The sequence below is a fragment of the Clostridium sp. JS66 genome (assembly GCF_033561535.1).
GTDB classification, from domain to species: domain Bacteria; phylum Bacillota; class Clostridia; order Clostridiales; family Clostridiaceae; genus Clostridium_AM; species Clostridium_AM carboxidivorans.
In genome coordinates this window covers 2,971,867-2,997,340 of sequence record NZ_CP131467.1, presented here as the reverse complement: position 1 = coordinate 2,997,340, position 25,474 = coordinate 2,971,867, and the positions used below count along the sequence as shown (strand labels likewise).

Annotated in this window: 24 protein-coding genes; 2 read left to right on the top strand and 22 right to left on the bottom strand. The window is 27.3% G+C overall.

What is annotated here, in order from left to right:
• Positions 1-13: 13 nt before the first annotated feature.
• The 12 genes from Q6H37_RS14020 to Q6H37_RS13965 all read right to left on the bottom strand — a co-directional run bounded on the left by Q6H37_RS14020 (position 14) and on the right by Q6H37_RS13965 (position 13,327).
• Complete coding sequence (locus Q6H37_RS14020) at positions 14-616, bottom strand: membrane protein (RefSeq protein ID WP_007061282.1); 603 nt, start codon at positions 614-616, stop codon at positions 14-16.
• Between the two features lie 14 nt (positions 617-630).
• Entirely contained in the window at positions 631-1,374 is a 744-nt protein-coding gene (locus Q6H37_RS14015) for a nucleoside phosphorylase (protein ID WP_318742606.1), read from the bottom strand.
• Between the two features lie 14 nt (positions 1,375-1,388).
• Complete coding sequence (locus Q6H37_RS14010; protein WP_318742604.1) at positions 1,389-2,066, bottom strand: Crp/Fnr family transcriptional regulator; 678 nt, start codon at positions 2,064-2,066, stop codon at positions 1,389-1,391.
• A 372-nt stretch (positions 2,067-2,438) separates the two neighbouring features.
• A complete protein-coding gene (locus tag Q6H37_RS14005; protein WP_318742602.1) occupies positions 2,439-3,329 on the bottom strand; it encodes a diguanylate cyclase in 891 nt (296 codons plus the stop codon).
• 328 nt (positions 3,330-3,657) lie between these two features.
• A complete protein-coding gene (locus Q6H37_RS14000; protein WP_318743025.1) occupies positions 3,658-5,370 on the bottom strand; it encodes a methyl-accepting chemotaxis protein in 1,713 nt (570 codons plus the stop codon).
• Positions 5,371-5,755: 385 nt separating this feature from the next.
• Positions 5,756-6,625, bottom strand: coding sequence for a pyridoxamine 5'-phosphate oxidase family protein (locus Q6H37_RS13995; RefSeq protein WP_318742601.1), 870 nt, complete (start codon positions 6,623-6,625; stop codon positions 5,756-5,758).
• A 267-nt stretch (positions 6,626-6,892) separates the two neighbouring features.
• The gene (locus Q6H37_RS13990) at positions 6,893-8,056 is read right to left on the bottom strand and encodes a 1-propanol dehydrogenase PduQ (protein WP_318742599.1); all 1,164 of its coding nucleotides are present in this window, start codon (positions 8,054-8,056) and stop codon (positions 6,893-6,895) included.
• 343 nt (positions 8,057-8,399) lie between these two features.
• A complete protein-coding gene (locus tag Q6H37_RS13985) occupies positions 8,400-9,197 on the bottom strand; it encodes a hypothetical protein (RefSeq protein ID WP_318742597.1) in 798 nt (265 codons plus the stop codon).
• A complete protein-coding gene (locus Q6H37_RS13980; RefSeq protein WP_318742595.1) occupies positions 9,197-9,883 on the bottom strand; it encodes a hypothetical protein in 687 nt (228 codons plus the stop codon). Before Q6H37_RS13980 ends, Q6H37_RS13985 begins: the two co-directional genes overlap by 1 nt.
• Before the next feature lie 133 nt (positions 9,884-10,016).
• A complete protein-coding gene (locus Q6H37_RS13975) occupies positions 10,017-10,913 on the bottom strand; it encodes an ABC transporter ATP-binding protein (protein ID WP_318742593.1) in 897 nt (298 codons plus the stop codon).
• A gap of 327 nt (positions 10,914-11,240) precedes the next feature.
• On the bottom strand, positions 11,241-12,611 hold the full coding sequence (locus tag Q6H37_RS13970) for a GHKL domain-containing protein (protein ID WP_318742591.1): 1,371 nt from the start codon (positions 12,609-12,611) through the stop codon (positions 11,241-11,243).
• Entirely contained in the window at positions 12,608-13,327 is a 720-nt protein-coding gene (locus tag Q6H37_RS13965) for a LytTR family DNA-binding domain-containing protein (RefSeq protein WP_318742589.1), read from the bottom strand. The genes Q6H37_RS13970 and Q6H37_RS13965 overlap by 4 nt, the downstream gene beginning before the upstream one ends.
• Positions 13,328-13,384: 57 nt before the next feature.
• Here Q6H37_RS13965 and Q6H37_RS13960 point away from each other — a divergent pair, with 57 nt between their 5' ends.
• Positions 13,385-13,573: a hypothetical protein gene (locus Q6H37_RS13960; RefSeq protein WP_318742587.1), complete on the top strand. Its 189-nt coding sequence runs from the start codon at positions 13,385-13,387 to the stop codon at positions 13,571-13,573.
• A gap of 254 nt (positions 13,574-13,827) precedes the next feature.
• On the opposite strand, the gene Q6H37_RS13955 is transcribed toward Q6H37_RS13960, so the two are convergent.
• From Q6H37_RS13955 to Q6H37_RS13915, 9 genes are all read right to left on the bottom strand, one after another.
• On the bottom strand, positions 13,828-14,661 hold the full coding sequence (locus tag Q6H37_RS13955) for a methyl-accepting chemotaxis protein (protein WP_318742585.1): 834 nt from the start codon (positions 14,659-14,661) through the stop codon (positions 13,828-13,830).
• 181 nt (positions 14,662-14,842) lie between these two features.
• Positions 14,843-16,378, bottom strand: coding sequence for a cell wall-binding repeat-containing protein (locus Q6H37_RS13950; RefSeq protein WP_318742583.1), 1,536 nt, complete (start codon positions 16,376-16,378; stop codon positions 14,843-14,845).
• Positions 16,379-16,856: 478 nt separating this feature from the next.
• Positions 16,857-18,287 (bottom strand): HAMP domain-containing sensor histidine kinase, encoded by a 1,431-nt coding sequence (locus Q6H37_RS13945; protein ID WP_318742582.1) that lies wholly within the window; start codon positions 18,285-18,287, stop codon positions 16,857-16,859.
• A 16-nt stretch (positions 18,288-18,303) separates the two neighbouring features.
• Positions 18,304-19,632 carry an erythromycin esterase family protein gene (locus Q6H37_RS13940; protein WP_318742580.1) on the bottom strand — a complete coding sequence of 443 codons (1,329 nt, stop codon included), beginning with the start codon at positions 19,630-19,632 and terminating at the stop codon, positions 18,304-18,306.
• Positions 19,633-19,665: 33 nt separating this feature from the next.
• Positions 19,666-20,439: an ABC transporter permease gene (locus Q6H37_RS13935; RefSeq protein ID WP_318742578.1), complete on the bottom strand. Its 774-nt coding sequence runs from the start codon at positions 20,437-20,439 to the stop codon at positions 19,666-19,668.
• Positions 20,440-20,451: 12 nt separating this feature from the next.
• Positions 20,452-21,264: an ABC transporter permease gene (locus Q6H37_RS13930; protein WP_318742576.1), complete on the bottom strand. Its 813-nt coding sequence runs from the start codon at positions 21,262-21,264 to the stop codon at positions 20,452-20,454.
• Between the two features lie 12 nt (positions 21,265-21,276).
• On the bottom strand, positions 21,277-22,017 hold the full coding sequence (locus Q6H37_RS13925; protein WP_318742574.1) for an ABC transporter ATP-binding protein: 741 nt from the start codon (positions 22,015-22,017) through the stop codon (positions 21,277-21,279).
• 223 nt (positions 22,018-22,240) lie between these two features.
• Positions 22,241-22,924, bottom strand: a complete 684-nt coding sequence (locus Q6H37_RS13920) for a response regulator transcription factor (RefSeq protein WP_318742572.1) — start codon at positions 22,922-22,924, stop codon at positions 22,241-22,243.
• Positions 22,925-23,204: 280 nt separating this feature from the next.
• On the bottom strand, positions 23,205-23,474 hold the full coding sequence (locus Q6H37_RS13915; protein ID WP_318742570.1) for a hypothetical protein: 270 nt from the start codon (positions 23,472-23,474) through the stop codon (positions 23,205-23,207).
• A 275-nt stretch (positions 23,475-23,749) separates the two neighbouring features.
• On the opposite strand from Q6H37_RS13915, the gene uppS reads away from it, so the two are divergent.
• Complete coding sequence (gene uppS, locus Q6H37_RS13910) at positions 23,750-24,469, top strand: polyprenyl diphosphate synthase (protein WP_318742568.1); 720 nt, start codon at positions 23,750-23,752, stop codon at positions 24,467-24,469.
• Positions 24,470-24,552: 83 nt separating this feature from the next.
• On the opposite strand, the gene Q6H37_RS13905 is transcribed toward uppS, so the two are convergent.
• The gene (locus Q6H37_RS13905) at positions 24,553-25,395 is read right to left on the bottom strand and encodes a MerR family DNA-binding transcriptional regulator (RefSeq protein WP_318742566.1); all 843 of its coding nucleotides are present in this window, start codon (positions 25,393-25,395) and stop codon (positions 24,553-24,555) included.
• Positions 25,396-25,474: the final 79 nt, after the last annotated feature.

The following is a 25,474-nucleotide window of genomic DNA, read 5'->3' as shown; positions in this document are numbered from 1 at the left end:
ACCTTAAAAATGACTAATCCAAGTCATAAACTTCATTATTTTGATATAAAACTGTGAGAGCCTTTGGAAGTCCCTTAAATATAGCATAACTTATTAAAACTGTAGCTATTTTATCTGGAATATCTACTGCCAGTTCATCTATAAATGAAGCTATCCAAATTGGTTGACCTTTAGCAGTTAAAATTGCATATAAAGCATCTCCCCATAAGTTACCTGTTTGTCCACCCCAAAATGCTATATTTATTGGTGTAGATACGCAAGCTGCTACTAAAGCTACAATTATTCCTGCAATTACTGCTGTAAATGCATTTTTTACAAAACCTTTGTAGCTTAAAAAACCTAAAACAAGTCCAACTGAAATAGACGTTAAAGCATATATAAATGATATAGGATCCATAGTCAATCCATAAATAACATTGTTAATAGCTCCACTTACAGCACCAACCACTGGGCCCGCCAATATACTAGCAAGCATGGTTCCTATAGCATCAAGCCATAGTGGCAATTTTAATATTCCTGCAAAAAGTTTACCTATATAATTTATACCTACTGCTGCTGGTATTAAAACTAAAGATGTAGTTGAAAGCTTTAAAGACCATCCTTTATTTTTACTCATAATATCACCTCCATTTAATTTTTATTACTATAAGCATAAATTGCTTCCAGTGCTGTCAATATTTCTTTTTTCTCTCCATCTAAGGTGCCATTTTCTCCATCAACATAACCATTTATGTCTTCTTCTAAATTGCCATCAAATTCTACAACTACATTTAAAATTGATGCAGTTTTTAATCCTCTTAAGCCTCCTATGACAAATAATGCTGCACTTTCCATATCAGCACCTAAAACTCTTTTTTTACTCCAATAATTATCTATATTTTCTTCCTCATCAGTATAAAAACTGTCATGACTTCTTGTTATGCCTACATGGTAAGGAAATCCTTTCTTTTGTGCACTATCAATAATATTGAATAAAAGTTCAGTATCAGGTACTGCTGGGTATTTCTCTTCAACATAAGCTCTTGAAGCTCCCTCATCCCTCACTATTCCATTAGGTATAATGAGATCTCCTATTCTTATTCCATTTTGTGTAGCTCCACAGCTTCCAATTCTTATTAAAACTTCAAGACCTATATTTTTAAGTTCTTCTACAGCTATACCAGTAGATGCTCCTCCCATACCTGTAGACATGGCAAGTATCTTTATTCCTTTATAATATCCTACTAAAGATTTATATTCACGATTAAATTCTACATCTTCTACATCTTCTAAAAATTCTGCTATTCTATCTACTCTTTTAGGATCTCCTGGAAGTATAGCATATTTTACTTCTAAATCCTTTGAACATCTTATGTGTGGTTGAATAAGTGTCATAAATAAGCCTCCATTTAAATATTCTTCTTTGTTAAATTTTTTAATTTATTCAAATCATTAATGAAAACTTGAGAATTGCTTATTTCAAGGATACCTTCTTTTCTAAATTCCATAAAAGTTCTATTTAAGCTTCTTTTTGTTACTGCCAATTGTGCAGCTAAAGTATCCTTGTCTATTTTTATATTGGTTTTAAAACTTTTACTATATTCTTCTAAAAGATAGTTGCATATTCTTTCTCTTAATGTGTACAAGGTATCTTCTGCTGATTTTTGTGAAAGAGTGTAAAATGCAAAACTCATTTGTTCTGTAATATATCTAGATATATTTTTGTCCATGTCATACCACTTTAAAAAATACTCTCTTTTTAAAGCCAAAAGCTTAATATCTGTTATTGCTTCAATGGAACAACTAAAGGGAATGTTATTGAATATTTCCAATTCACCAATGAAATTACCCTTTGTATATATTGATTGAGAATATCTTTTTCCATTATGAGACATAATGAAAATATTAGCTTCCCCTTCAATTATTATAAAAAAGTATGGATATATCTCACCCTGTTTCAAAAACATTTTTCCTTTTTTATATTTAAATATCTCCCACTGCTTAAGTATTTCATAAGGACACGACTTTAAAATATTGTAAATAGTTTTTTCTTTTTCAATAACCTCTACTAGCTTTAAAATGCTCATCTCTCGTTCTCCTTTATAATAATAATATAATTAAACCTTTACATACAGGACATATGTCCCATTTAAAATTATAGCAATGATTTTAAATAAATAAACTGATAAAAATTCAAGACAAACTTCCTAAAATATAAAATAAGCATAATTTAATTATTATTTTAATGCTTATAAATCACTCATATTAATTATTAATGTGATGAATATAACTATTCAAGGAATTAATTATGATACTCTATATAGATAAATATATACAATTAATTGTAGTATAGATTCTACTTATAACTTAAAAAGCTATGGAATATAATTTTAACTTATTAATTCCATAGCTTTCATTTTCATATATTAACTTATTTTAAAGTACTTAAAAATATTTTATTAAACAATTTCTACTTTATTACGCCCACTACTTTTAGCTTTATATAATGCTTCATCAGCTTGCCTTATAATTTCATCACTTTTTAAATCTTTAACGTTCTCCTTAAAGCAAGCACCTATACTTATGGTTATTTTTACTTTATCATTACCTATTTCAAACTCATTATCCTGAACATTTTTTCTTAATTTTTCACATAAGTTATATAAAACTTCTTTATCTGAATTTGTAAATATAATCCCAAATTCCTCTCCACCATACCTGCCTGCAATACCAAAATTAGCTACTGATTTTGATAAAATATCAGAAAGTCCCTTTAATACTTTATCTCCAAATAAATGACCATAAACATCATTTATCTTTTTAAAATGGTCAATATCTATCATTGCAAAAGAAATACTAGAAGATTTTTTTTCATGCTTTCTAATTTCTTTTTCCAATATTTCTATTAAAAAGGTATGATTATACAATCCAGTAAGACCATCCTTAATAGCCATAGCCTTTAACTTTTCTTGATATTCATTATATCTCAAAACAGATTTAACTCTAGCAGCTAATTCCACTTCATCTATAGGTTTTTTAATATAATCAAAAGCTCCTAGCTCCAATGCCTTTTTTACATCACTACTATGAGTTCTTCCTGTTATCATAATAATAGGTATATCTTGAGTCTGAATATCTCCCTTTAACATTTTACAAATTTCAAATCCATCAATTTCTGGTAATATTATATCTAAAAGTATTGCAGATGGTTTGATCAAATACACCATTTCTAATATAGAACTTCCATTATCAAACGGATAAACCATATATCCTTCAGCTTTTAAAATATCTGTCATAAGTGTCAAACTTAATTTATCATCATCAACCACTAATATTTTCGCGTTTGCCATATTATTTTCCCCTTCTATTTTTGTAATTAACATTAAGAAAATCCAGGTTCATTGTAAAATTTAATTTCATTATCCAACTAAAAGTAGACTATATCTTGAATTATATTAGAATTCAAGCGTTTCATCAAGGAAAATAATTTTAATTTCTATATTTTATAGAAATTGAAATTAAATATTATGATTTATAATATATAACTTGTAACTGATTTTACAAAATCCATGTTCACTTATTATAATATACAAAATAAGGAACTATGAAATTACACCATAGTTCCTTAGCTATTCTTAATAAATTATGTATGATAAGTACCACATATCAATTAGCTTTCTATACCCTAAATTTCATTACCATTTCATTAAGCTTTTGTGCAAGGTCAGATTGAGTTTGTGCTGATCTTGCAACATCTTCTATTGCAGTTGACACTTCACCTATACTGCTTAATATTTCTTCAGAGCCTGCTGCAGATGTTTGTGCAGTTGAAGCTACATTATCAATAGCTCTTGTTACTTGACCTACTGTTTTACTCATTTTTTTTGTTGCTAAAGCTATTTCTTCTGACATATTATTAATAAATTCAGAATCCTTTTCATAAGCTACACCAGTTTTTAGTAATAATTCATAACTTGGCTTTACACTATCATTTATATAATCCAATATATCTTTTGCACTGTTGGATAAATTGTTAAATGCACTCTGAATTTGTGCTACCATATTCTGAATTTGTGTAACAGCACTTGCAGATTGTTCTGAAAGCTCTCTTACCTCTTCAGCTACTACAACAAATCCTTTTCCATGTTCACCAGCCCTTGCTGCCTCTATAGCTGCATTTAAAGCCAATAAATTTGTTTGTTCTGATATATCCGCTATTGATTCAGCCATTTCTCTTACTTTACCTACTACTTTTCCTTCTTCTATAGCTTTTATTATATTATTATATTTTTCATCGTAAATTTTACTTCCATTTTCTATATCTTTTTTAGCTTTATCTTTTACCTCAAATGCTCGTGATTTTATTTCCTTTACAGATAAAGCTGCTTTATCAGCTTTATTTGATAATTCAATTGTAGTTGAATTTATTTCCTGTATAGAAGCATCTACCTGTTCTATTACATCACCCAAATTTTCATTTCCCTTTGCAATTTGTTCAGTTGATTGGGTTACATTTTGGGTATTAGCAGAAACTTCCTCTGTTGTTGCTGATAATTCCTCACTAGAAGCACTTATATCTGATGCACTACTATTAATTTGAGAAATTAAATTCTTTATATTTTCTCCTGCAGTATTTAAAGCTTTAGCAAGGTTTCCTATTTCATCTTTACTATCAATATCAATTTGCTGTGTCAAATCCCCTTCTCCAAAGGCTTCTCCAAATTTTAATATTTGCTTCAATTGTTTAGATATTATGTTAGCTATTATTCCACATAACACCATAGCAATAATTAATGCTAAAACACTTACAAATCCAATGGTTATTAAAGAACTTACAGTTGTTTGTCCATTGCTAACATCTTTTTCTTTAGCCATTTTTTCATTTAATTTAATTATATTCTCAATTTGTTTACTTACTTTTTCTCTAGCAGTTCCAACCTTAGAGAAGAATTTCACAGCTTCGTCATATTTTTGTTCATCTACAAGTTTTATAAGTTGGTCACGAGTTTCTTTATAGTCAGTTATTGACTTTTGAAGTTCTGTATACATCTTCATATCATCACTTGTAGTGGAACCTTCCTTATATGTATTTAGTGCATTACTAGTTTCCTTTTCCAAATCAGATATCTCTTTTTTCACATCTTCAAGTTCACTTCTATCTCTTTTGTATACAAGTAAAAGCAAATCTGCTCTAATTTGTGTCTGATTATCTTTTATGGTCCTAATAGCATTTATTCCAATAAGATTATCAGAATACATTCTATTTGAGTTAATTCCTATCTTTTTTATATTAACAGCTCCAACTACACCTACTATTATTATAAATATTGACATAAAGACAGATAAGCTTGCTATTTTTTGCCATATCTTCAAATTATTAAACCATTTCATCAAAACTTGTCCTCCTTTGATTAATACATATATTTTTATATTAAATTGATTTATAGTGTTATTATTAACTTAGCATATTATTCTACATATATAGACAATTTTAAGTCAATTATAATGCAAAGTTCCTCCTTCACCAAGTTTTTTTGATGTTTTTGCTAATGTTATAAAAAAGCACTTCTAAAATTAAAACCACTATTATCGTAAATGGAATGGGATTGTTCATAGCAATTTAAAAATCACTAATTCAACAACCCCTTAGAAAACTAATTTTAAAAATTCTATATTTAATATAATTTTAGTAATTGTAAATATACTTTAATCACTAAAAGCTATGAAGTAGTAACCTTATAACATATTCTTGCAGCTGTTGCTTTTAATTTACTTATTAAATAGTAATTTCATCAGAACACTGGAGAACTTGTTTTACATTATAACCTTCTTTAGAAAAGTCTGAAAAAAGGACTTCATATTTATTAGGTGTAACCCTTATAACATTTAAATAAATAGACATATTTTTTAAATTTTCTATATTCAACCCCCTTTTTTTCATGACAGTATTATATTCATCACTAAATCTTTCTACTAATTTAGCAATACCTGAAATTTGAACTCCGGCTAAACTTTTAAAGTCCTTATGATTTTCATATATTGCTATAGAAACGTGAGGATTTACATAGATATGTGCATATTTTTCACCTCCTTCGCTGATAAAATAAATTGCTTGATTTAAATATTTATATTCAATAGGTGTAGCTCTTACTTTATTTTCATGTGCAGTACATAAGGTACATGTATCATGCCTTAGAAGAAATTCTTCAATTTTCGCTTTTAAAATATCTGCTGGCATATCACTATTATCTTTAAAGATACTTTTTATTTGTAAAGCTTTATTGGAAATTTCTGATTCATCCATAAGTGATGGAAAATGTTCTGAAAAAATTATACATTTTCCTAGTATATTACATACCTTTTTCAGAAGTTCATCTGAATTTATAATATTCAAAGATGTACAAAGAATTGCAACTCTCTTATTTTCTAACTCATTAGCATTTGCTTTTATAAAATTTACATACTTGCAAAAATCATCTTTTGAATGAACTGACATGACAATAACTACATTGGAATAATTTTTAAAGCTGCCTCTGAATTGTCCAAATAACATGATTTTAGCTGGTCCAAGAGTACAACTTAAAACCTCGGCAAACTTTTTAGTAGTATATCCTTGGTTTTTATAAATGACCAATGTACTATCCATTTAACCACTTCCTAAACTTATTTACACTACAATTTTATCACAAAAATGTAAAGCACTTAACTTATTTCACTAAACTAAATATTCTAAAAATAAATCCTAATATAATAAAAACTGTTATCAAAATTAACTTTACATTGATAACAGTTTTTCATATATTATATTTTTATACAATAAAATTTGATAATTAAATTCATGAAACATATTTGTCATCATTTGTTAATTGATAACATTACAATTTTGACTAAATTTATAATTTAAATTAATTGATTATTTGCCATAATATGCTTTTTTAAAAATACCACATATATCATCCTCATTAGGAGTTCTTGGATTTCCTTGTGTACAAACATCTTCCATAGCAACTTTGCACATTTCTTTTAATGAATTTGAGAACTCATTTTCATCAATTCCTAACTCACTTATGCAAATAGGAATATTTAATTTTCTATTTAAAACTTTTATTGCTTTTATAAGCATTATTACGCCCTCTTTAATATTTGCTTGTGGAAGACCTACTAATCTTGCTATATCAGAGTATTTTTCTGCAGCATCAAAACTAATATATTCTTTTTCATCAAATAAGCCTGAATTATATTTTATAACATAAGGTAATAATATTGCATTTGCTTTTCCATGAGGTATTTTAAATTTTGCTCCTAATATATGAGCCATACTATGATTTATTCCTAAGGAAGAATTCTCAAAGGCTATCCCTGCCATGCAAGATGCACTATGCATTTTTTCTCTGCTTATTTTATCCATTCCAGTATTATAAACTCTTTCAATATACTTAAATACATATTCTATTGCCATTTTTGCCAAGGCACTAGTACAATCTGACCCTCTTTTTGAAACAAAAGCTTCAATAGCATGAGTTAATACATCCATACCTGTATCAGCCGTAACTGAAGGTGGTACTGTTTTTGTAAAATCGCAATCAAGTATAGCTACATCTGGATACATTTCTTCACTTTGCAGCGCTATTTTTTTATGAAGTTTTTTATCAGTTATAACTGCATATGAACTTACCTCTGAACCAGTTCCACTAGTAGTTGGTATTGCTATAAAGTGTGTGTGATTTTTAATTTCACTAGAAGTTTTTTTAAGCATTTCTTTCAAAAGATATATAATAGCTTTTGACGCATCAATTACCGAACCACCACCAACAGCAATTAAAGTTTCTGTACCATACTCAGAAAAAATTTCTAACCCTTTAGTTACTACTTCTAAAGAAGGTTCAGGCTCAATTTCAGAAAATATCTTATAATCAATATGTTGTTTTTCAAATATTTCTTTTATTTTATCTAACATTCCAATTTTAACCATAACACCATCTGTAACTATAAAAACCTTACTACATTTCAAACTTTCTAAATAGTTAATTGCACCATCTTCATAATATATATCACATGGAACTTTGAATTTTTTCATTTTAACCCCCCATATTCAGTCAGCATATTCTTAAATTAATTAAATTTTCATATTTATTTTACTGCCTCAATTACAAATTAACAAGCACTGCAGCATATATTGTCATTTTAAAACCATTAAACTATTAAAATATTAAGACTTTATTTACATTTATGACAAAATTGACTTATCATAAAAAGTAAAATAAAAAAGCAGAGAACTATTAATAAATTCTCTACTTTCTAAAAAATACATTAACCTATTATATTTAAATAGATAGGCATATCATTACTATCCTTAAGAATTTTCTTTACTTCTAAAGATTTACTTACAATTTTTGAAATTTCCATATGTCTTGATAAATCTAATAATCAAACTCCTTATTTTTAAAAACACTTTTACCTATAAAATAAGCTAATATTAAGTATATAACTGATGCTAGATTAGCCATAAGTAAAGCATTTAATGTTATACTGCTTCTTGCTCTCTCCATAATAGATATCACTCCAATAGGTGAAAAATTACGGGTAATTGTTAATCTATCAGAAACAGTTAAAAATACTGAAATAATAATACCTAAAGTTACGCTTATTGTTTTATTATTTATAAACATAGACATTATTCCTATAATCAGTCCAAAAGAAGTAAGAGGAATAATTGAGGAAGCATAAATACATATAATTCTACCTAATCCATGGAAGCTAACTTTGAATGCAAAGGAACTAATAATAAAACCTAAAATTATATTAATAGCTACAACTAAAATTGAATAAATAATCAAAATTAATACTTTAGATTTAAAAATATTAGTAGCACCTTTATCTAATCTTGCAAAATACTTCATATTTCCACTAAAAAAATCTTGTCCAAAAATTTCTACTGAAAATACCACCATAAAGAATGCAAAATATGGCACCACCGGTCTAAAAATAAATTCCGTACTAAACATTTTCAAAAATATAACACTATTCATATTTAAAACATCCATTTTAATTTGTTTAGTATATTCTCTAGTTTTAGGTGCATTATTTATTATATTATTTTGATCTAAATGCATCATATAACATATGGCTAAAATCATAAATGTTACAAATGCTAATAATATGTATATCTTTTTTGAATGTATCATCTTTATAATTTCATTTTTTAAAAACTTAACCATCAACGTATCAACTCCTTTTTACTAAATAATTTCATATTAAATAATATAAAAACTACTATATATACTAAAAATAAGATAATAGAAAATGTATCAACTTGTTTTTCTAATAAGCAATTCCATAAAAATCTTCTGGGAGTTATCTCTCCAATAGTTTTAGGAATAAAATCTGACATTATTGGTAAAAGGAATATTAATAATGATATAATAGTACTACTTTTACACAGTATAGAAATTAGCACATATATAAGTAAAATAGGTATTAATGTAACTAAAAACATTATACTCATTTTTATATCTTCTAATATATTAATCCCAATTCCAAATTTTGCAATGTACACTATATTTAAAATAACAAAAGTAAATATAATTAATGTGCCTGTTATAAGAATCAAAGAAAATATTTTATAAAAAAGTACCTCTTCTCTTTTTTTATAAATAAGAAAAAATTTCATGCATCCACATTCATAATCATAGGTAAAAATCTCTGAAACTATTGGTGCTAAAATTATTGGTAACATAAATACTAAGGATTTCATATCACCATATAATAAATCATGAAAATTTACTATTCCAGATGGTTTATCTGCAAATATCACATCAGATATTAAAATAAATATTAATATAACTCCTCCATATATTGCTGTTTTTAGTGGAGTAAAAAATTTTATAAATTCATTTTTTATCATGTTAATCTCTTACCTCGTTTTTCAATAATTATTGGTGTCAGTTAAAATTTCCCCATAAAGACATCACTCTTCATAAAATAACATTTAAACATTTTATCCTGAACCATAGAAGAACTTAGATATACGTCCTATATTATAGTGATAAATGTCTCATAAAATAATCCTCTAAGGAATTACTATTTTTAGACATGCCTGAAACTTCAATATTATTATCTAATATCAACTTATTAATTAATTTAAATTCTCCCTTATTAATTTCAACAGAAATTCCATTCTCTATATCTGACATTCTTAAAACCATACTACCTAATATATGCCTTAATTTTTCTTTTTCCTCTGAAATTATACTGTATTCTTCTTTATTAGTATTTAATAAGTTATCCATTGAATCTTCAACAATTATCTTACCTTTATTTATCATAGCTACCCTATTACATAAGTTTTGAACTTCATTTAAAATATGAGAACAATATATAAAAGTTGTATTGTTATCCTTTGCTAGATCTTTTATTAATTCTCTCATATCCTTTACCCCTTCTGGATCTAATCCATTAGTAGGCTCGTCTAGTATTGCAATTTTAGGCTTGGTTAAAAATGCCCTTGCCACTGCTAATCTCTGTTTCATACCCATAGAATAATTGCTTACCTTTTTATTTTTATCCTCTGTTAATCGTACTAATTCTAAAACTTCATTTACTCTCTTATTACTTAAATTTAGAACATTGGCATATAACATTAAATTCTTATATCCCGATAAATTTGGATAAAAGCTTGGATAATCTATCATTGCACCTATACTTGAAGGATTGTTTTCCCTATCATTTAAAATATTTTTTCCATCTATGTATACCTCTCCGCTTGATGATTTAATCAAACCTAAAATTGTTTTAATTGTAGTAGTTTTTCCAGCTCCATTAGGTCCTATAAAGCCATATATATCTCCCTTAAATACTTTCATATTAATATTGTGAAGTACATCCTTCTCTTTATACTTTTTACTTAAATTTCTCACTTCTAAAATTGGTTCCATTTTTTTCTCCTTCTTTTCAAATCTAAAATATGTGTTTAAATATTAGTCCTAATCTTCTCTTACATATTAGCAAAACTATCATTCATTTTTTCTATCCTAATCCAAAGTAACAGTTATGAATTCACAAGTAACATTATTGCTTACGGTTATGCTTAAAAACTTTACGTTTAAGAAACTACTCTCCTATTTAAATATCAAATAATTCTTAAACCCAGGTGGAGTTTTCTTGTACCGAATAGTTACAGATGGTATCCATCAAATAAAAATATCCTATAAAATAAACTTTTTGCTTGCTTATTTTATAGGATACTTTTTATTTCAATATATTTATTTTGCTATTTGTTTTCTAAATGACTTAATATTTTTAACCCACAACTCCTGTATAAACATGTTACCCTCAATAGATGTATTTATAAACACATTATCATACTTTGTATCTATAATATTTTTAACCGTATATAATCCTAAACCTCTTCCACTTCCTTTAGTGGAAAATCCCTCTTTATATATTTTATGAATTACAGGCTTTTCACCATAAAAGTTATTTTGCACTGCTATAACCACATACTCTTCCTTATTTATAATGCAAAGAGAAAGCTTTGGATATTCACATTCCTTTGCTGCTTCACTAGCATTATTCATAAGTATTCCCATTACTCTGCATAAATCTATTATGTTCATAGAAACTTCAGAAATATCCTCTACTATTTCTACTTTTATATCTATATTCATAGATAATGCTTTTATAAGTTTTGTTGATAATAGTGCTTTTAAAGCTGTAATTTTAATGTATTTTAACTTATCTATATTACTATTACTCCACTTTATGTCTTTATCCATATCTATAACATTATCATAAAAAAATTCCTTAAGTTTCTCCATATCATTATTATCTATATACTCTTTAAGTGGTGTAAGCATATTTATATAATCGTGCTTAAACCTCCTGGTTTGGCTATACATTTCTTCTACCATATGAGCATATTCTTCTATTTGATATTTCTCTTCAATTTCTCTCTTTAAAAGTACTTCACTTTTTACACTTTTATCATAATTATAAATTACTATAAGTATAAGTATTATAGAAACTAATGGAATCATAAGTGGAATAAAAGAATCTATCACAAAATAAATTGATTTATCTCTTGTTAAATCTACAAAATGGTATAGCAATTGTATACTTATAGCTATAGGTATACAAATACCTATAATCATTCTATTTCGTATTTGTAATGAAGAAAGTTTTTTTAAATTTATTGTTTTATAATAAACTACATTTATAATTTTACATGTTAAAAACACTATAATTAGCAACACTGCCAATTCAACAGTATAATGCTTAATTGATGTAATATTTTTTTCATAAAAGCTTGTACCCCAAAATGGTATAGGAATAACAGCCAAAAAATATATTGTAAAAATGGCTATAAGATTTTTTATAGTTATATTTATATTTTTACTATTTTTCAATTCTAATATAACCACAATTGAAAGCAGCGGAAGTACCAATATATATGAACCTGTTCTAAGAATCATTCCTACTATAAATGAAATAAAAAAGTATTTCTTAATTTCACGTAAATTAGGTTTGTTTCTACCTAAAAAATATACTGCAGCGCAGCAAAGAATACTTATAGGTAAAGGTGGAAAAATAAGTTCCTTTAAAAACATACTAAATGTAAATTTTTTTATTATCATGATAAGAGTCCCTTCTTATATCTAAAAGAAACATAACATTCTTCATCATTTGTCATAATGATTTTATTATTTTTCATATCTATTTCTTTAATTTTATCTTTATTTACAATATAAGATTTATGACATCTATAAAAATTTGATGTAAGCTTTTCCTGTATATCTTTAAGATTACCATAAAATTCAATCTGCCTATTTTCCTCATGTACTCTTATTTTATGAGCTATATTACTAGTTTCAATAAACAAAATATCACAAAGTTTTATATTTATCACTCTAGAATCTTCATTTATTGAAATAAATCCTTCCTTATTATTTTCTTTATAATATGTATTATAAGCTTTCATAATACAGCTATTTATTCTTTGTTTATAATCTTCTTCATCCTTAATTACATAATCCATAGCTTCAACCTTATACTTAAAGGCAAGGTAGCTCATTTCCATGTGTATAGTTGTAAATATTATAAACCCTTTAGGATCTAAATCTCTTATTTTTTCTCCTAATCTTATTCCATTTATGTTACTTTTTAAATCTACATCTAAAAAATAAATTCCTGTAATGCTGTTCTTTTCAGTGTATTTTATTATATCTTCAGGATTTTCCGTGCATAAGGCTATACTTAAATCCAAATTTTCTCTTAAAATAGTATTTTCAATAATTTGTTTAATTTTATCTCTGTAAGATGAATTATCATCGCAAATTAGTACTTGAAGCATGTTTTTTTCCTCATTTCTTAATTAATAACATTATAATTATATCATAAAGGTAGTACAGTGGATTATGGAAAAGAACATTCAAATAGAGCTGATCCTGCAAGATATGGTAGAACTTATCCAAGAGTATATCCTACTTGGAGTACTCTGTCTAATTCAAATGAAATTCAAAAGATTCAGTACAATGGCTCAATGCAAAAAGGCGTTTGGAATTTATATTGGATTGATAAAATCTGTAGACCACCTTAAGGTAGTTCAAATGACACAAAAACGTCAGTGACTTGAAAATAAATACTTTGACTTTATAAGAATGCTTAAAAATTAGGCGGAGCCTGTTGTTTTAATATATTAAATTCATGGAGCTACAAACCTTTTGAAATAATCCTATACGCAATACACTAAGAAGAAACGTTAAGCTGTATGAAGACTGATATACAGCTTAACGTTTCTTCGATTATTTGCAGTTATGTGGAATTATTTTTAATATTCATTACAACATTACCCTAAAGCTTTTCACCTATTTGTTGTATTATTTGAGCTGTATTGCTAAGCTCACTTATACTGCTGTTAATTTCTTGAACACTGGCAGCTTGAGTTTCAAAAGCACTATTGTTTTCAGAAATGCTATTTGTAACATTTTCAATTGAAGTTTTCAATTTAGTCAAAACATTATTTATTTCACCTATAGATTCACTACTTGAATTTGATAATTTTCTTATTTCATTAGCAACAACACTGAAACCTTTTCCCATTTCTCCAGCTCTTGCTGATTCTATTGCTGCATTAAGTCCTAACAAGTTAGTTTGCTTTGATACATTCTGAACAAAGCCTATAATTTCATCTGTTTTCTTCATGTCTTCATTTGTAGCATTTATTTCTTGTAATATATCATTACTGTTTTTAGCTACACCTTGTATTCCAGATGCTACGTTATCAATAACCTTGGAAATTTCTGAAAAAGATTGCACAAAAGTCTTAGAGTGTTCTTTAATATCCTCTCCCCAATTTCTCTTTCCTATAGCAATACTTCCTACTATTTGTCCATCTTTGTTTTTTATTGGAGATGCTACTACTTTAATAGCTATACCTAATTGTTCTTTAGATATATCTTTTGTGACAATTTTTCCTTGCTGCATGCATATATAAGCTGGCATTTCATGAGGTATATCATCACCTTCACTATAATTACCTCCATCACCAACTCCAAATTTAATAATTTTAACTATTTTTTCCCTGTCAGTAAGAATAAAACTTATTTCATTATCAAATAATAAACTAATGCAAGGTAATACATAACTAATACTTAAAATCAAATTGCCGTCATCCAAATTTTTCATTTTTAATAAACTCCTTTGTTATGTTTTTGTAATTTACTTAATATAATTAAATTATTAATTTTCATAGCCAAAACTCTACATATTTTTCATAACACTATTCTATCCTTTAATTCTAAATAATTCAAGGTAATTATTTAAATTGTATAAACATACTCTCAATATGCATTACGTATTCTAAAAACTAACCACCTAAATAACTAAAATGCATGTAGTCTTTTGGATTTTTGAAGTTACCTCCCCAATCCCATTTGTATTTTTGAAACACTTTAACTATTTCTGGTGTTATAGAATATGGGTCTTCACTTGGCTTGTAATAATTTCCAACTTGAGATTGCACTTTTCCATCCTTATCTAATTGAATATAATAATTTTCATCTGGATTTATATCAATGGCAGCGCCTGCCGGATGATTAATACATGAATCTGAATCTCTAAATCCACCTACATCATCTATTGGAAATTGCTGAGGAAGTGCATATATTTCATCAAAAATTTGTTTTACAACTGACGATAATTTTTTGTTAACCTCAATGCTTTTAATTACGGTTTTCTTACCCCTACTTTTATCATTTTTATCTACATAATCCCATACCTTAATATTGATACTTTCTATATTTTGCTGCTTTGCTTCTTTAGTTGTGTATTGCCAACTGCCATTGAGTTTAGCAAATGTTCCATCCTTTTCTGCATCGCCAATGAGAAACTGTCTTCTATTAGGTGCATTTGTAGCATCATTATCATCCTTATCCACTACTACCTGCTGCTGAAATAAGTTATTAACTTTTGATATAGGAAGTACACCTTCTCCGCCTAATATAACTTTATTTTCAACTACCTCTTCTTGTAATAGCTTATTCATGTGATTGTTATCACTATTTCCTGCAAATATTATTGGATTACCATTTTTTACTGCTAATCCTACAGCACTTAATGCATCTGCAAAGCCTTCACCTGATGTTATATAAATGGTATTAAAATTTATATCTGCTTTAAAATTATCTATAATATTTTCATTCAATGAATAAGGTGCATTTCCTGATATTCTCTTAACTCCTGTAAATTCATTTGCTACTGCTTCTGATATTAAGCTTTCATCTCCCAATACATATGTGTTTTTTACATTATGTTCTTTAAGATAGGCTTGTACAACATTGGGAACTTCATCTTTAGAAACTAATAACACTGGAGCATTATCTTTAGCTGACATAGGTGCTGCAGATAAAGAACCAGAAAAATCATCTCCATTTGCTATGAAAATTTCATCTACATCTCCTAATTCCTTTGCTATATTTACAGCTGTAGAATATCTATCCTGTCCTGATAATCTTTTTAAATTATAACCACTTTTTTTAAGTGAATTTTCAATATCGTTAGAAACAACGCCTTTTCCACCTAATATTATTATATTTTTAGGCTTTAGCCTATTTAGTTCACTTACTAATACAGGGTTATCCTGCATAGAATTTCCCTGAACTAATATTATAGGCGCTTTATATTTATATGATAATGCTGAAGCACCTAATGCATCTGGATAATTTTCACCATTCGCTATGATAACGTTCTCCGCCGTACTCCAACCACTTGAGGAAACTGCTTTACATGTATCATAACGAGTTTGTCCAGCTAACCTTGTAGTATTACCTTGTGCATCTACACTAGTTGTTATTATTCCAGCCATAAAAATTCCTACTAGTATTGTTATTACACTTTTATTCAAACCCTTCTCCCCCTTAATTTCAATTGCTGTCTTATAAATTATTACATATTAGTACATTTTTCTTTACATATTTAATTTTACCATATAATTTATCCGATCGCTACCATTGCTAATACCCCCATCTTTCTTTATATGAAACTCCTTCTCCTGTTGTCGAAGGAGTAAGTGATTCGCACAAAATCATAGATTTTGGCTCTCTACTTAACTGAGGGATAAGCACTGCTACGCGCCTAGATAAGTTCTTCTAAGACTCAGATGGGTAAAATGTCTAAATGACATTTTACGAGCTTTTGCTCAGGTAAGAGGTATTCCTCACAAGCAAACTCCACCTGAGTCTAAGAAGAACTTGATTTCGTTTAAACTTACTGTTTCTTTAAAATATGCAAAAATAAAAACAACAAATTAGTAAATTATTTTCATTTTATACTAACTTGTTGTTTTTACTTTTATAATAAACAAAAACTTCTTTTTGAGATTATTATATATTGCTTATCTCTAGCTCCACTTTAACTTTAGCTCCACCTTTTTTATTATTTTCAGCTTCAATTTTTCCATTAAATTTATCCACTAAAGCTTTTACTATATATAGTCCAAGCCCTGAATGTCCCTTTTCCTTTGATCTTGATTCATCCCCTTGATAAAATTTTTTAAAAATGTTTGCGATATCTTTTTTTGAAAATCCACATCCTGTGTCTGAAACACAAAGAAACATTTTTTCTTCGGTTAAACCTAAATTAAGTTCTATATTTCCTCCTTCTTTAGTAAATCTTAGACTATTAGAAATTAAATTATCTAATATTTCAGATAGCGCATAACAATCCATACTTACTAAAGCTTTGCTTGTTCTTTCATCATTAATTATATATTTAAAACTTATTTTTTTATCTTCTGTAAGTATATTATAATCAAAAGACTTTTCGTTCATAAATTCAATTATGTTGCATTTTTTATATTTAAGAGTAAAATCCGACTTTTCAATTTTAGTTAAAATGTTCATTTTTTCTATTAATTTAGTCATTCTATCTGCATTGTTATCAATTAAATTTAAGTATCTATAAACTTTATCTTCATCGAATCTTTTACTATCTATAAGACCTTCAACATGACCTTTAATTATAGTAATTGGTGTTTTTAAATCATGAGCAATGGCAGATACCATTTCTTTTCTTTCTTGTTCCATCTGCCACTGCTGATTTAAAGATTTTTTAAGCTCAGATCTCATTTCCTCAAAGGACTTACAAAGTCTTCCTAATTCATCTTTACTTTTGTAATCTATAGTAAAATCTAAATCTTTATTTTTTATTTTTTCAGCACCATCCATAAGCTGCTTTAAGGGTATTTTTAATTTTTTATTAAGCCTGGATGCAAAAATAGCAGTAAAAATTGTAATATATATAAATGGAGATAAAAGTATTATATTTTCTGAATACTTAACTATCCAATTATATTTAGGGTTAGAAGCACTACTTCTTACACAGTATTTAAAAATAACCATTCCTTGTACTTTATTGTTATATATAATAGGTACATATTTTATCATCTTTGGTGAGCTGCTTTTATCAATTTCAGCTTCTTTTATCAATTTAACTGGGGTATTTACTATACTTTCTTTAAAATAGCCATATAATAATTCTCCTCTTGAATCCACAACTTCATATTCTATACCTTGAAGAGGGATTACCTTTTCCAAATTGTCTTTAAAATTCTTATTTAAAACTCTATCCTTATTTTCACTTATATACTTTTCAATATCTGGTACAATGGATTCATAATAATTTGGTCTTAATATTATGTTTTTTTCTGTTAACTTTAAATCTATATAAATTCCTGCAAAAGTAAACAACATACTCAAAGTTAGTACTGATAATATAGAAAAAATAAATCGTCTTTTAAAAGTAATATTTTTCATTTAAACTCTACCTCTATTAGTTTGGAATCAAATAATTTGGTTCAGAATGAGTTGTCTTATCTATATATATTAAACCATCATAACTTTCATTTAAAGTAGTATTTACATAGCTTTTATCATCTCCATTGAAATCAGCACCAAAATCACGACAACTTTGTGATGAAGATATAAAATCCTTAATGTATTTATTTTCTTCTGCTGTTTTAAAATCTATAAAAAACAAAGGACTAACTTTAGATAAAATATATGGTGCTGATTCTTTGTTTGCTGCTTTAAGTGTACATTTTTTAAGAGCATTTGGCTTAGAAGTTTTGTCCACTGCTATGGCACTTCCTTCATTAAATTGAAACCCAATAACATATAATTTGTCCTTGTACATATCATATAAATTTGCTCCCATCCTTTTTACATTATAATCCTCATTATTTAAATTATCTTCCTGCTTGTCTACATGTGTATTATGTGCCCAAAGCATAATTTTTGCATCCTGACCCTCAAAATCTAATATCCATTTAACATTTTCAGCCATATATTTATCTCTCTTATTCTCCATTTCAGCATCACTTTGTTTTCCATGAAGCATATCATAAGCTTGATATATAATATTTAAATTTTGTTTAAAAATTTCATAATCTTCTTTAGATGATTTGTTAATATAATCATTTTTATTTTTTTCCATCATATTGATTATTTCTTTAACTTTATCTCCTGGCAGCTGTACATCTTTATTATCAAATACATTTGGACTTCTAAACTTTCCAAGTACAGTATCTATTTGACTTTCATAAACTGGATCTACTTTTTTCAAATATTCTGTAACCTTTGTTGATGCTACATAAGATGATTGCATATCAAAACCATAAAACTTAACTTTTTTATCATGATTTTTATTATATTCCCTCATCCATTTTACCATATCTACTACTTCTTTCGTATCCCATGTCCAAAATCCCATTCCACGTACAACCTTCTCAGCATCCCCTTTTCCATATAAAACATAATCATTGACAGCCATGCAGTTACTCATACATGCTTCTATTCCAAAAACATTATATCCCATTTCTTCAACTAAAAATTCAAGCATTCTATGTTTCATTTGAAAGAATTCCTTTGTTCCATGAGTAGCCTCTCCCATAGCTACAATTTTCTTATCTACTAGTGTACTTTTTAAAGGCATTAAATCCTTAAAATCATTCCCTGCTTTTACTGCATTTATATCTACTTTTTTACTTTTTAAAGCCTCCACAACTTTACCCTTTTTATATTCTTCATATTGATTATTTACTACAAAAACTCCAAAAATTAAAATTAAAGCACAAACTATTATAGTCATTATTTTTTTCATTTACATCATACCTCGAATTTTTCATATTTTACCTTAATAAAGGTAGTCTTTTTTTATCCATATTACTATCCCCATAACAAGTCCACACACAATTAAAGCCAATACAGCAATATGCTCACTTGCAGGTACTGTATGACCTAAAGTGTAAAATCCATATTTCACATTTCTCCATAAGAACTCAAATACATTTGTAAAATGTGTTAAAATTGCAATTGATCCAATTACAGATAAAATAGAAATTACAGAGTTAGATATTGTAACTGAAATAATAGATGCTATAGAAAGAATGCTTAATAACACTAAGAGCTGTATCATATAAAATTTTACAATGTATAATAAGGCACCTGATGCATTAAATTTATGCTGTATATTATAGAAGGTAACAGTTGATACCTTAGGCATAAACAAATATCCAAAAATGGTACTGATTATAAACACTACAAAAATTAGTATAAATGTAGTTAATACTAGGCTTATCCATTTTGATATCATAAATTCATATTTTTTGTAAGGCCTTATCATATACATTCTAAAAGCTCCTGCAATTTGTTCATAATTCATTGAATCAATAAATATAATTGGTAATACTATATACAATAAAATCAAACTAACTTCCTGATATATAAAAGGCGAAAAATTTAGTGAGTTCAACGCTACCGTATAATTTTTTGCATCATAAGAACCACTTGGACACTTTAATCTAAATATACAACTAAGTATTGTATCTAATATAATGAGCATTAATAATATTCTTGTTTTTTTATTAATCCATATCCTTTGAAATTCAGCTTCTATCAATCTTTTCATAATAATTCCTCCCTAAATATAACAATCCTTATCATTAAACAAATTGACTGCAATCAAGTAAAATACTCCTATATACAAAGCAATTATAAATATTATCAAACCTATATCCTTTGGATTTTGTGCAAGTATAGTTAATATACCGTGGTCTTGAATTGATACTAAGGACGAAAGGTCTACTATTTCACTTACCTTATTTGTAAATACTGAATACATAGTTGGATATAATGCTGATGCTGCTATGAAAGTTAAACTTCCTCCAACTGCTCCTGTAGTTGTCCTGCAATTTATGCATATAACCATAATAACTGCAGCTGCAGCAATAAGCGTTATAAACGCAATAATGTAATACTTAAAATTGTATAAAACTGCTTCATTTAGTGTAAAAGCATAATTATAAGTTCTAAATTTAACTTTTTCATGTGGAAGAAATAAGTACCCTAGTATATAACTTATAATTAAATGACTAGTTAATAACAAAAACAGCATGCTTACAATTGCCAAAAATTTTGCCTTTATTATATCCTTAAAGGATACTGCTCTTATCATAATCATTCTAAGCTCACCTGTTCTATATTCACTAGTTATAGATATGATTATTAACAAGATAGCTATGATGTTAAAAAATAGAGTAAGATTCATTTGAAGCACTGTACTTGGAAAATTTAAAAATGTAGTATATTTAGTACTGCTTGATGTAAATTTAAGGTTTAATTTAAGATAATATTTAACAAAGTTAAACAATATTATAGGTACTAACCCAAAACAAAGCCATGTTGATTTTCGTTTCCACATTCTCTGCCATTCACTCAAAAATAATTGTTTCATCCTTTTTCCTCCTTAATAGCCACTTACTAAGTTTATAAATGCATCTTCTAATCTTCCGCCTTCTCCTGTATTTTTTAATAAATTTTCCTTACTTCCCTGCCATATAATTTTTCCTTTATTTATTGCAATAAATCTATTACACATTTGCTGAAGTTCATCTAAAAGATGGCTTGATATAAAGAAAGTTATATTTTTCTCTTCTCTAAGTTTCAAAATAAGATTTCTTAAATCTCTCATTCCTATAGGATCAAGTCCATTGGCTGGTTCATCTAAAATAACTACTTCTGGATTATTTAAAAGTGCTTGAGCAATTCCTAGTCTCTGCTTCATTCCCAAAGAATAAGTCTTAACCTTATCATCGCCCCTATCTTCAAGATCAACTATTTTTAATACTTCTTCTACTTTTTCTTTTTGTTCTTCCTTTGACATATCAGGATTTAGCATAGCTAAATTTTTTAAATTTTGCCTGCCTGTCATATATGAGAAAAATATGGGTTCTTCAACAATTGCTCCAAGCTTAGTAAGTGCAATTTTTCTATTTTCATCAACATTTACTCCAGCTACACTTACTTCACCTTCTGTAGGCGATATCAAATTTGTTATAACTCTTATTAAGGTAGTCTTTCCTGCACCATTTGGACCTATAAAACCGCATATATCTCCTTCATATATATCAAAAGAAACCCCACCTAGTATAGTTCTCTTTCCTATTTTTTTAGTAACATTTTTAACTTCAATTTTCTTGTTTAACATATTGATTGCCTCCTATAAATTCAAGATTACCAAACTTTTCTTTACTACCCTTTAATTCTAAAATCCATTTATAAACTTTTTATAAAGTTTTTAAAAAATTTAATTCATAGGAAGCTATTAACAAAAATATAAATGCATAAAAAAACCATGAAATTAGGACATTATCCCTATATTTCACGGTTTCTAAATATCAATCAATTTTTCATTAGTACTCAAAAAAACTTTACTTTTCCCACTTATATCCTACACCCCATACAGTGGAAATATATTCTCTATCTTTATCATGTTTTTTCAACTTATATCGTACCTTCTTTATATGTTCTGTCACTGTTGCTGAATCCCCATCTGCATCATAACCCCATATCTTTTCATATATTTGTTCCTTGGAAAATACTTGTCCACAATTTACTACTAAAAGCTCTATTACTCCAAATTCCTTTTTAGTCAAAGGAATAGCTTCACCCATACAAAAAACAGTTCTTCCTTTTAAATCTATATTTAAATTTCCAAAATATAAATTGACTCTATTTTCACTATTAAAGCTTCTTTGATCTCTCCTTAAATGTGCGCTTATTCTTGCTTTTAATTGTCTTAAGCTAAAAGGTTTAGAAATGTAATCATCTCCACCTACTCCTAAGCCTGTAATTAAATCTTCCTCTTCACTTTTTGCAGTCAAAAAGATAATAGGACAATTCACTATATCTCTTATTTCTCTACATACTTCATATCCATTTTTACCTGGCATCATAACATCCAGCAATATTAAATCAGGATTAAGCTTTGCCTTTTCAACAGCTTCTGTGCCACTATATGCCACAAAAACTTCATAATCATCCTCTTGAAGAGAATCCTTTAAAAACGAAATTATATCTTCTTCATCATCTACAACTAATATCTTTTCATTCAATACTTAACATCTCCAACTTCACATAAAATATCTTTCTTAATGAAGTGAGTTTTTCTTCACAACATATATCAGCCGGAATACAGTTGAAAGTTACTTCGCTTACATTTGCTTGTGTCGCAATATCTTTAGACTAACAAAATCAGGTTATTATAAATTATCCTATCATAATATATGACACTATTCAAATATAAACAAATTGATAAACTAAAGAAGACAACATATAAGCAATCAGAAAATACTAATATGTTGTCTACATTTAAATTATATTATATATAATTATCTATGATTTACTGTAAGCATCAACAACCTCTGCTACATAATCATCATATCCAGATTTAGCTACCACTACAATAGACCCTGGTTCACCTTCTATTTTTACTTTATATCCTTGCGCTTCATCCGTATCAAAATTGCTATTTCTATTTATATCTATTTTATTTCTATCTGCAACCCCATAATCCTCCAATATTCCAACAATCCTATTTTCTAAATTTCCTGTTGCACATTCAAGTGTCTTAATTCTATCAATTGCTTCATTTATTTTTTTCATTATACTATCCTCCTGCATATTAGTTATATTTTGTATTATGTCCCCTTATTTTTTATTGATTCCTGTTACATCTATCTGAAAAATAAACATAAAATCTACTTTGTTTATATAAAGCAAAATGATTGAGTTATAATATGAATAATGTGTTATAATCTCCATAATTAGGTTAATCAAACTAAAACATATAATCAAAGGCAATAATTACAATATAATATGCTAATTTCTTACAAAATACATAATAATTAAAAATTTTAAAGATAGAATAGGAGAAAAAAATGGATAATTCAATAAAAGGTTTATTAAATGACAATAATATTAAAATTCCAAAACATATTGCTATAATTTGTGATGGAAATGGACGATGGGCTAAGGAAAAAGGCTTACCACGCTCTTTAGGACATAAAGCTGGTACAGATCCAATTAAAACCATCACTAAGGCTTGTTCAGAATTAGGAGTTAAAGTATTAACTTTTTACGTTTTTTCTACTGAAAACTGGAATCGCTCAAAACAAGAAGTAAATTTCTTAATGAATCTTTTTATAGAGTTTTTTATAAAATTACAAAATGAAGCTGGAAAAAATGTTAAAGTAAAACATATAGGCAATATGGATAGTCTTTCTTCTAAACTGATAAATGAAATTAAAAAAACAGAAAAGCTAACAGAAAATAATTCTGGTATGGTATTAAATGTTGCACTAAATTATGGAAGCCGCTCAGAAATAACAAATGCTGTTAAAAGTATTATTTCTGATATGAATAATAAAAATCTTAAAAATGATAAAATAGATGAAACTCTAATTAATAGCTATATGTCCACTTCTGGATTGCCCGATGTTGATTTAATCATTAGAACAAGTGGTGAAATGAGAATAAGTAATTTTTTACTATGGCAGTCTGCAAAAGCAAAGCTGTGGGTTACTAAAGATTTTTGGCCTGACTTTAAACTTGGCCATCTAAATGAAGCAATTAAATTTTACAATGAAACTGATGATTAAAAATGCTTAGGTGTGAAAAGTCACACCTAAGCATTTTCTTTCAATAAAATTTTATTTAGAATAATTCAATGTATAAATAGTCACTATTCCAAGGACATTGAATTAATCCCCATTTCAAATATTTGTATTTCCATTTCATATTCATACTTGTTTTTTGCCTTTAAGTCAAAACGTTCAAAAATTTGTATAGCCGTATCGGATAACTTAATTCCATTATTATCCGCAAATTTAATAATTTCAGATATAACTTTACAAGAAAGTTTTTCAGAATATCGAAATTTACAGCATAAATAACGACCTTCAGGTAAATTAAAATATTCTACATTTTTAAGACGCTTATCTGTAAAATATCCAATCTGTGATACTAATAAATCATTTACTTCAGGCTTATAATCCTTTTTTTTATAAATATAACACATTACATTTCCTTCAACTGAAGTATCATTTTCAAATAAATCTTCATTTCTTCTACAGTATAAATCTATATCATAAATAGAAACATTAACATTTTTAACTGCAACACGACGAGGCATAAGGTATTGCTCATATATTTGAAACTCCATAGCATTATTATTTTTATTTTTTAGGCTATCAATGGCATCTGAAATAACTTTACTGGAATATTGCAATTCTTCAATTTTTTTATCAACGGATGCTTTATGTTTGGATAAACAAGATAAAAGAATTTCATAATCATCAGAAGAATTCAGCATCAATTTAATCTCTTCTAAGGGTACTCTTAAACATTTATTCATATAGCGAATCAAATCAATATAAAAAAATTGATTGTACACATAATAACGATAATGTGTATTTTCATCAATGTGAAAAGGTTTTAATATATCCATTGAATCATAAAGGCGTAGTGCTTTAACTGGTATATTCATTAGTTTAGATACTTCACCAGTAGTATATAAATCTTTCAATTTTAGTACCTCCATACAAACAAATCCTTATTAATGCCTATTATATAACGGTTTATTGGCTTAAGCAAATTATTTAAAA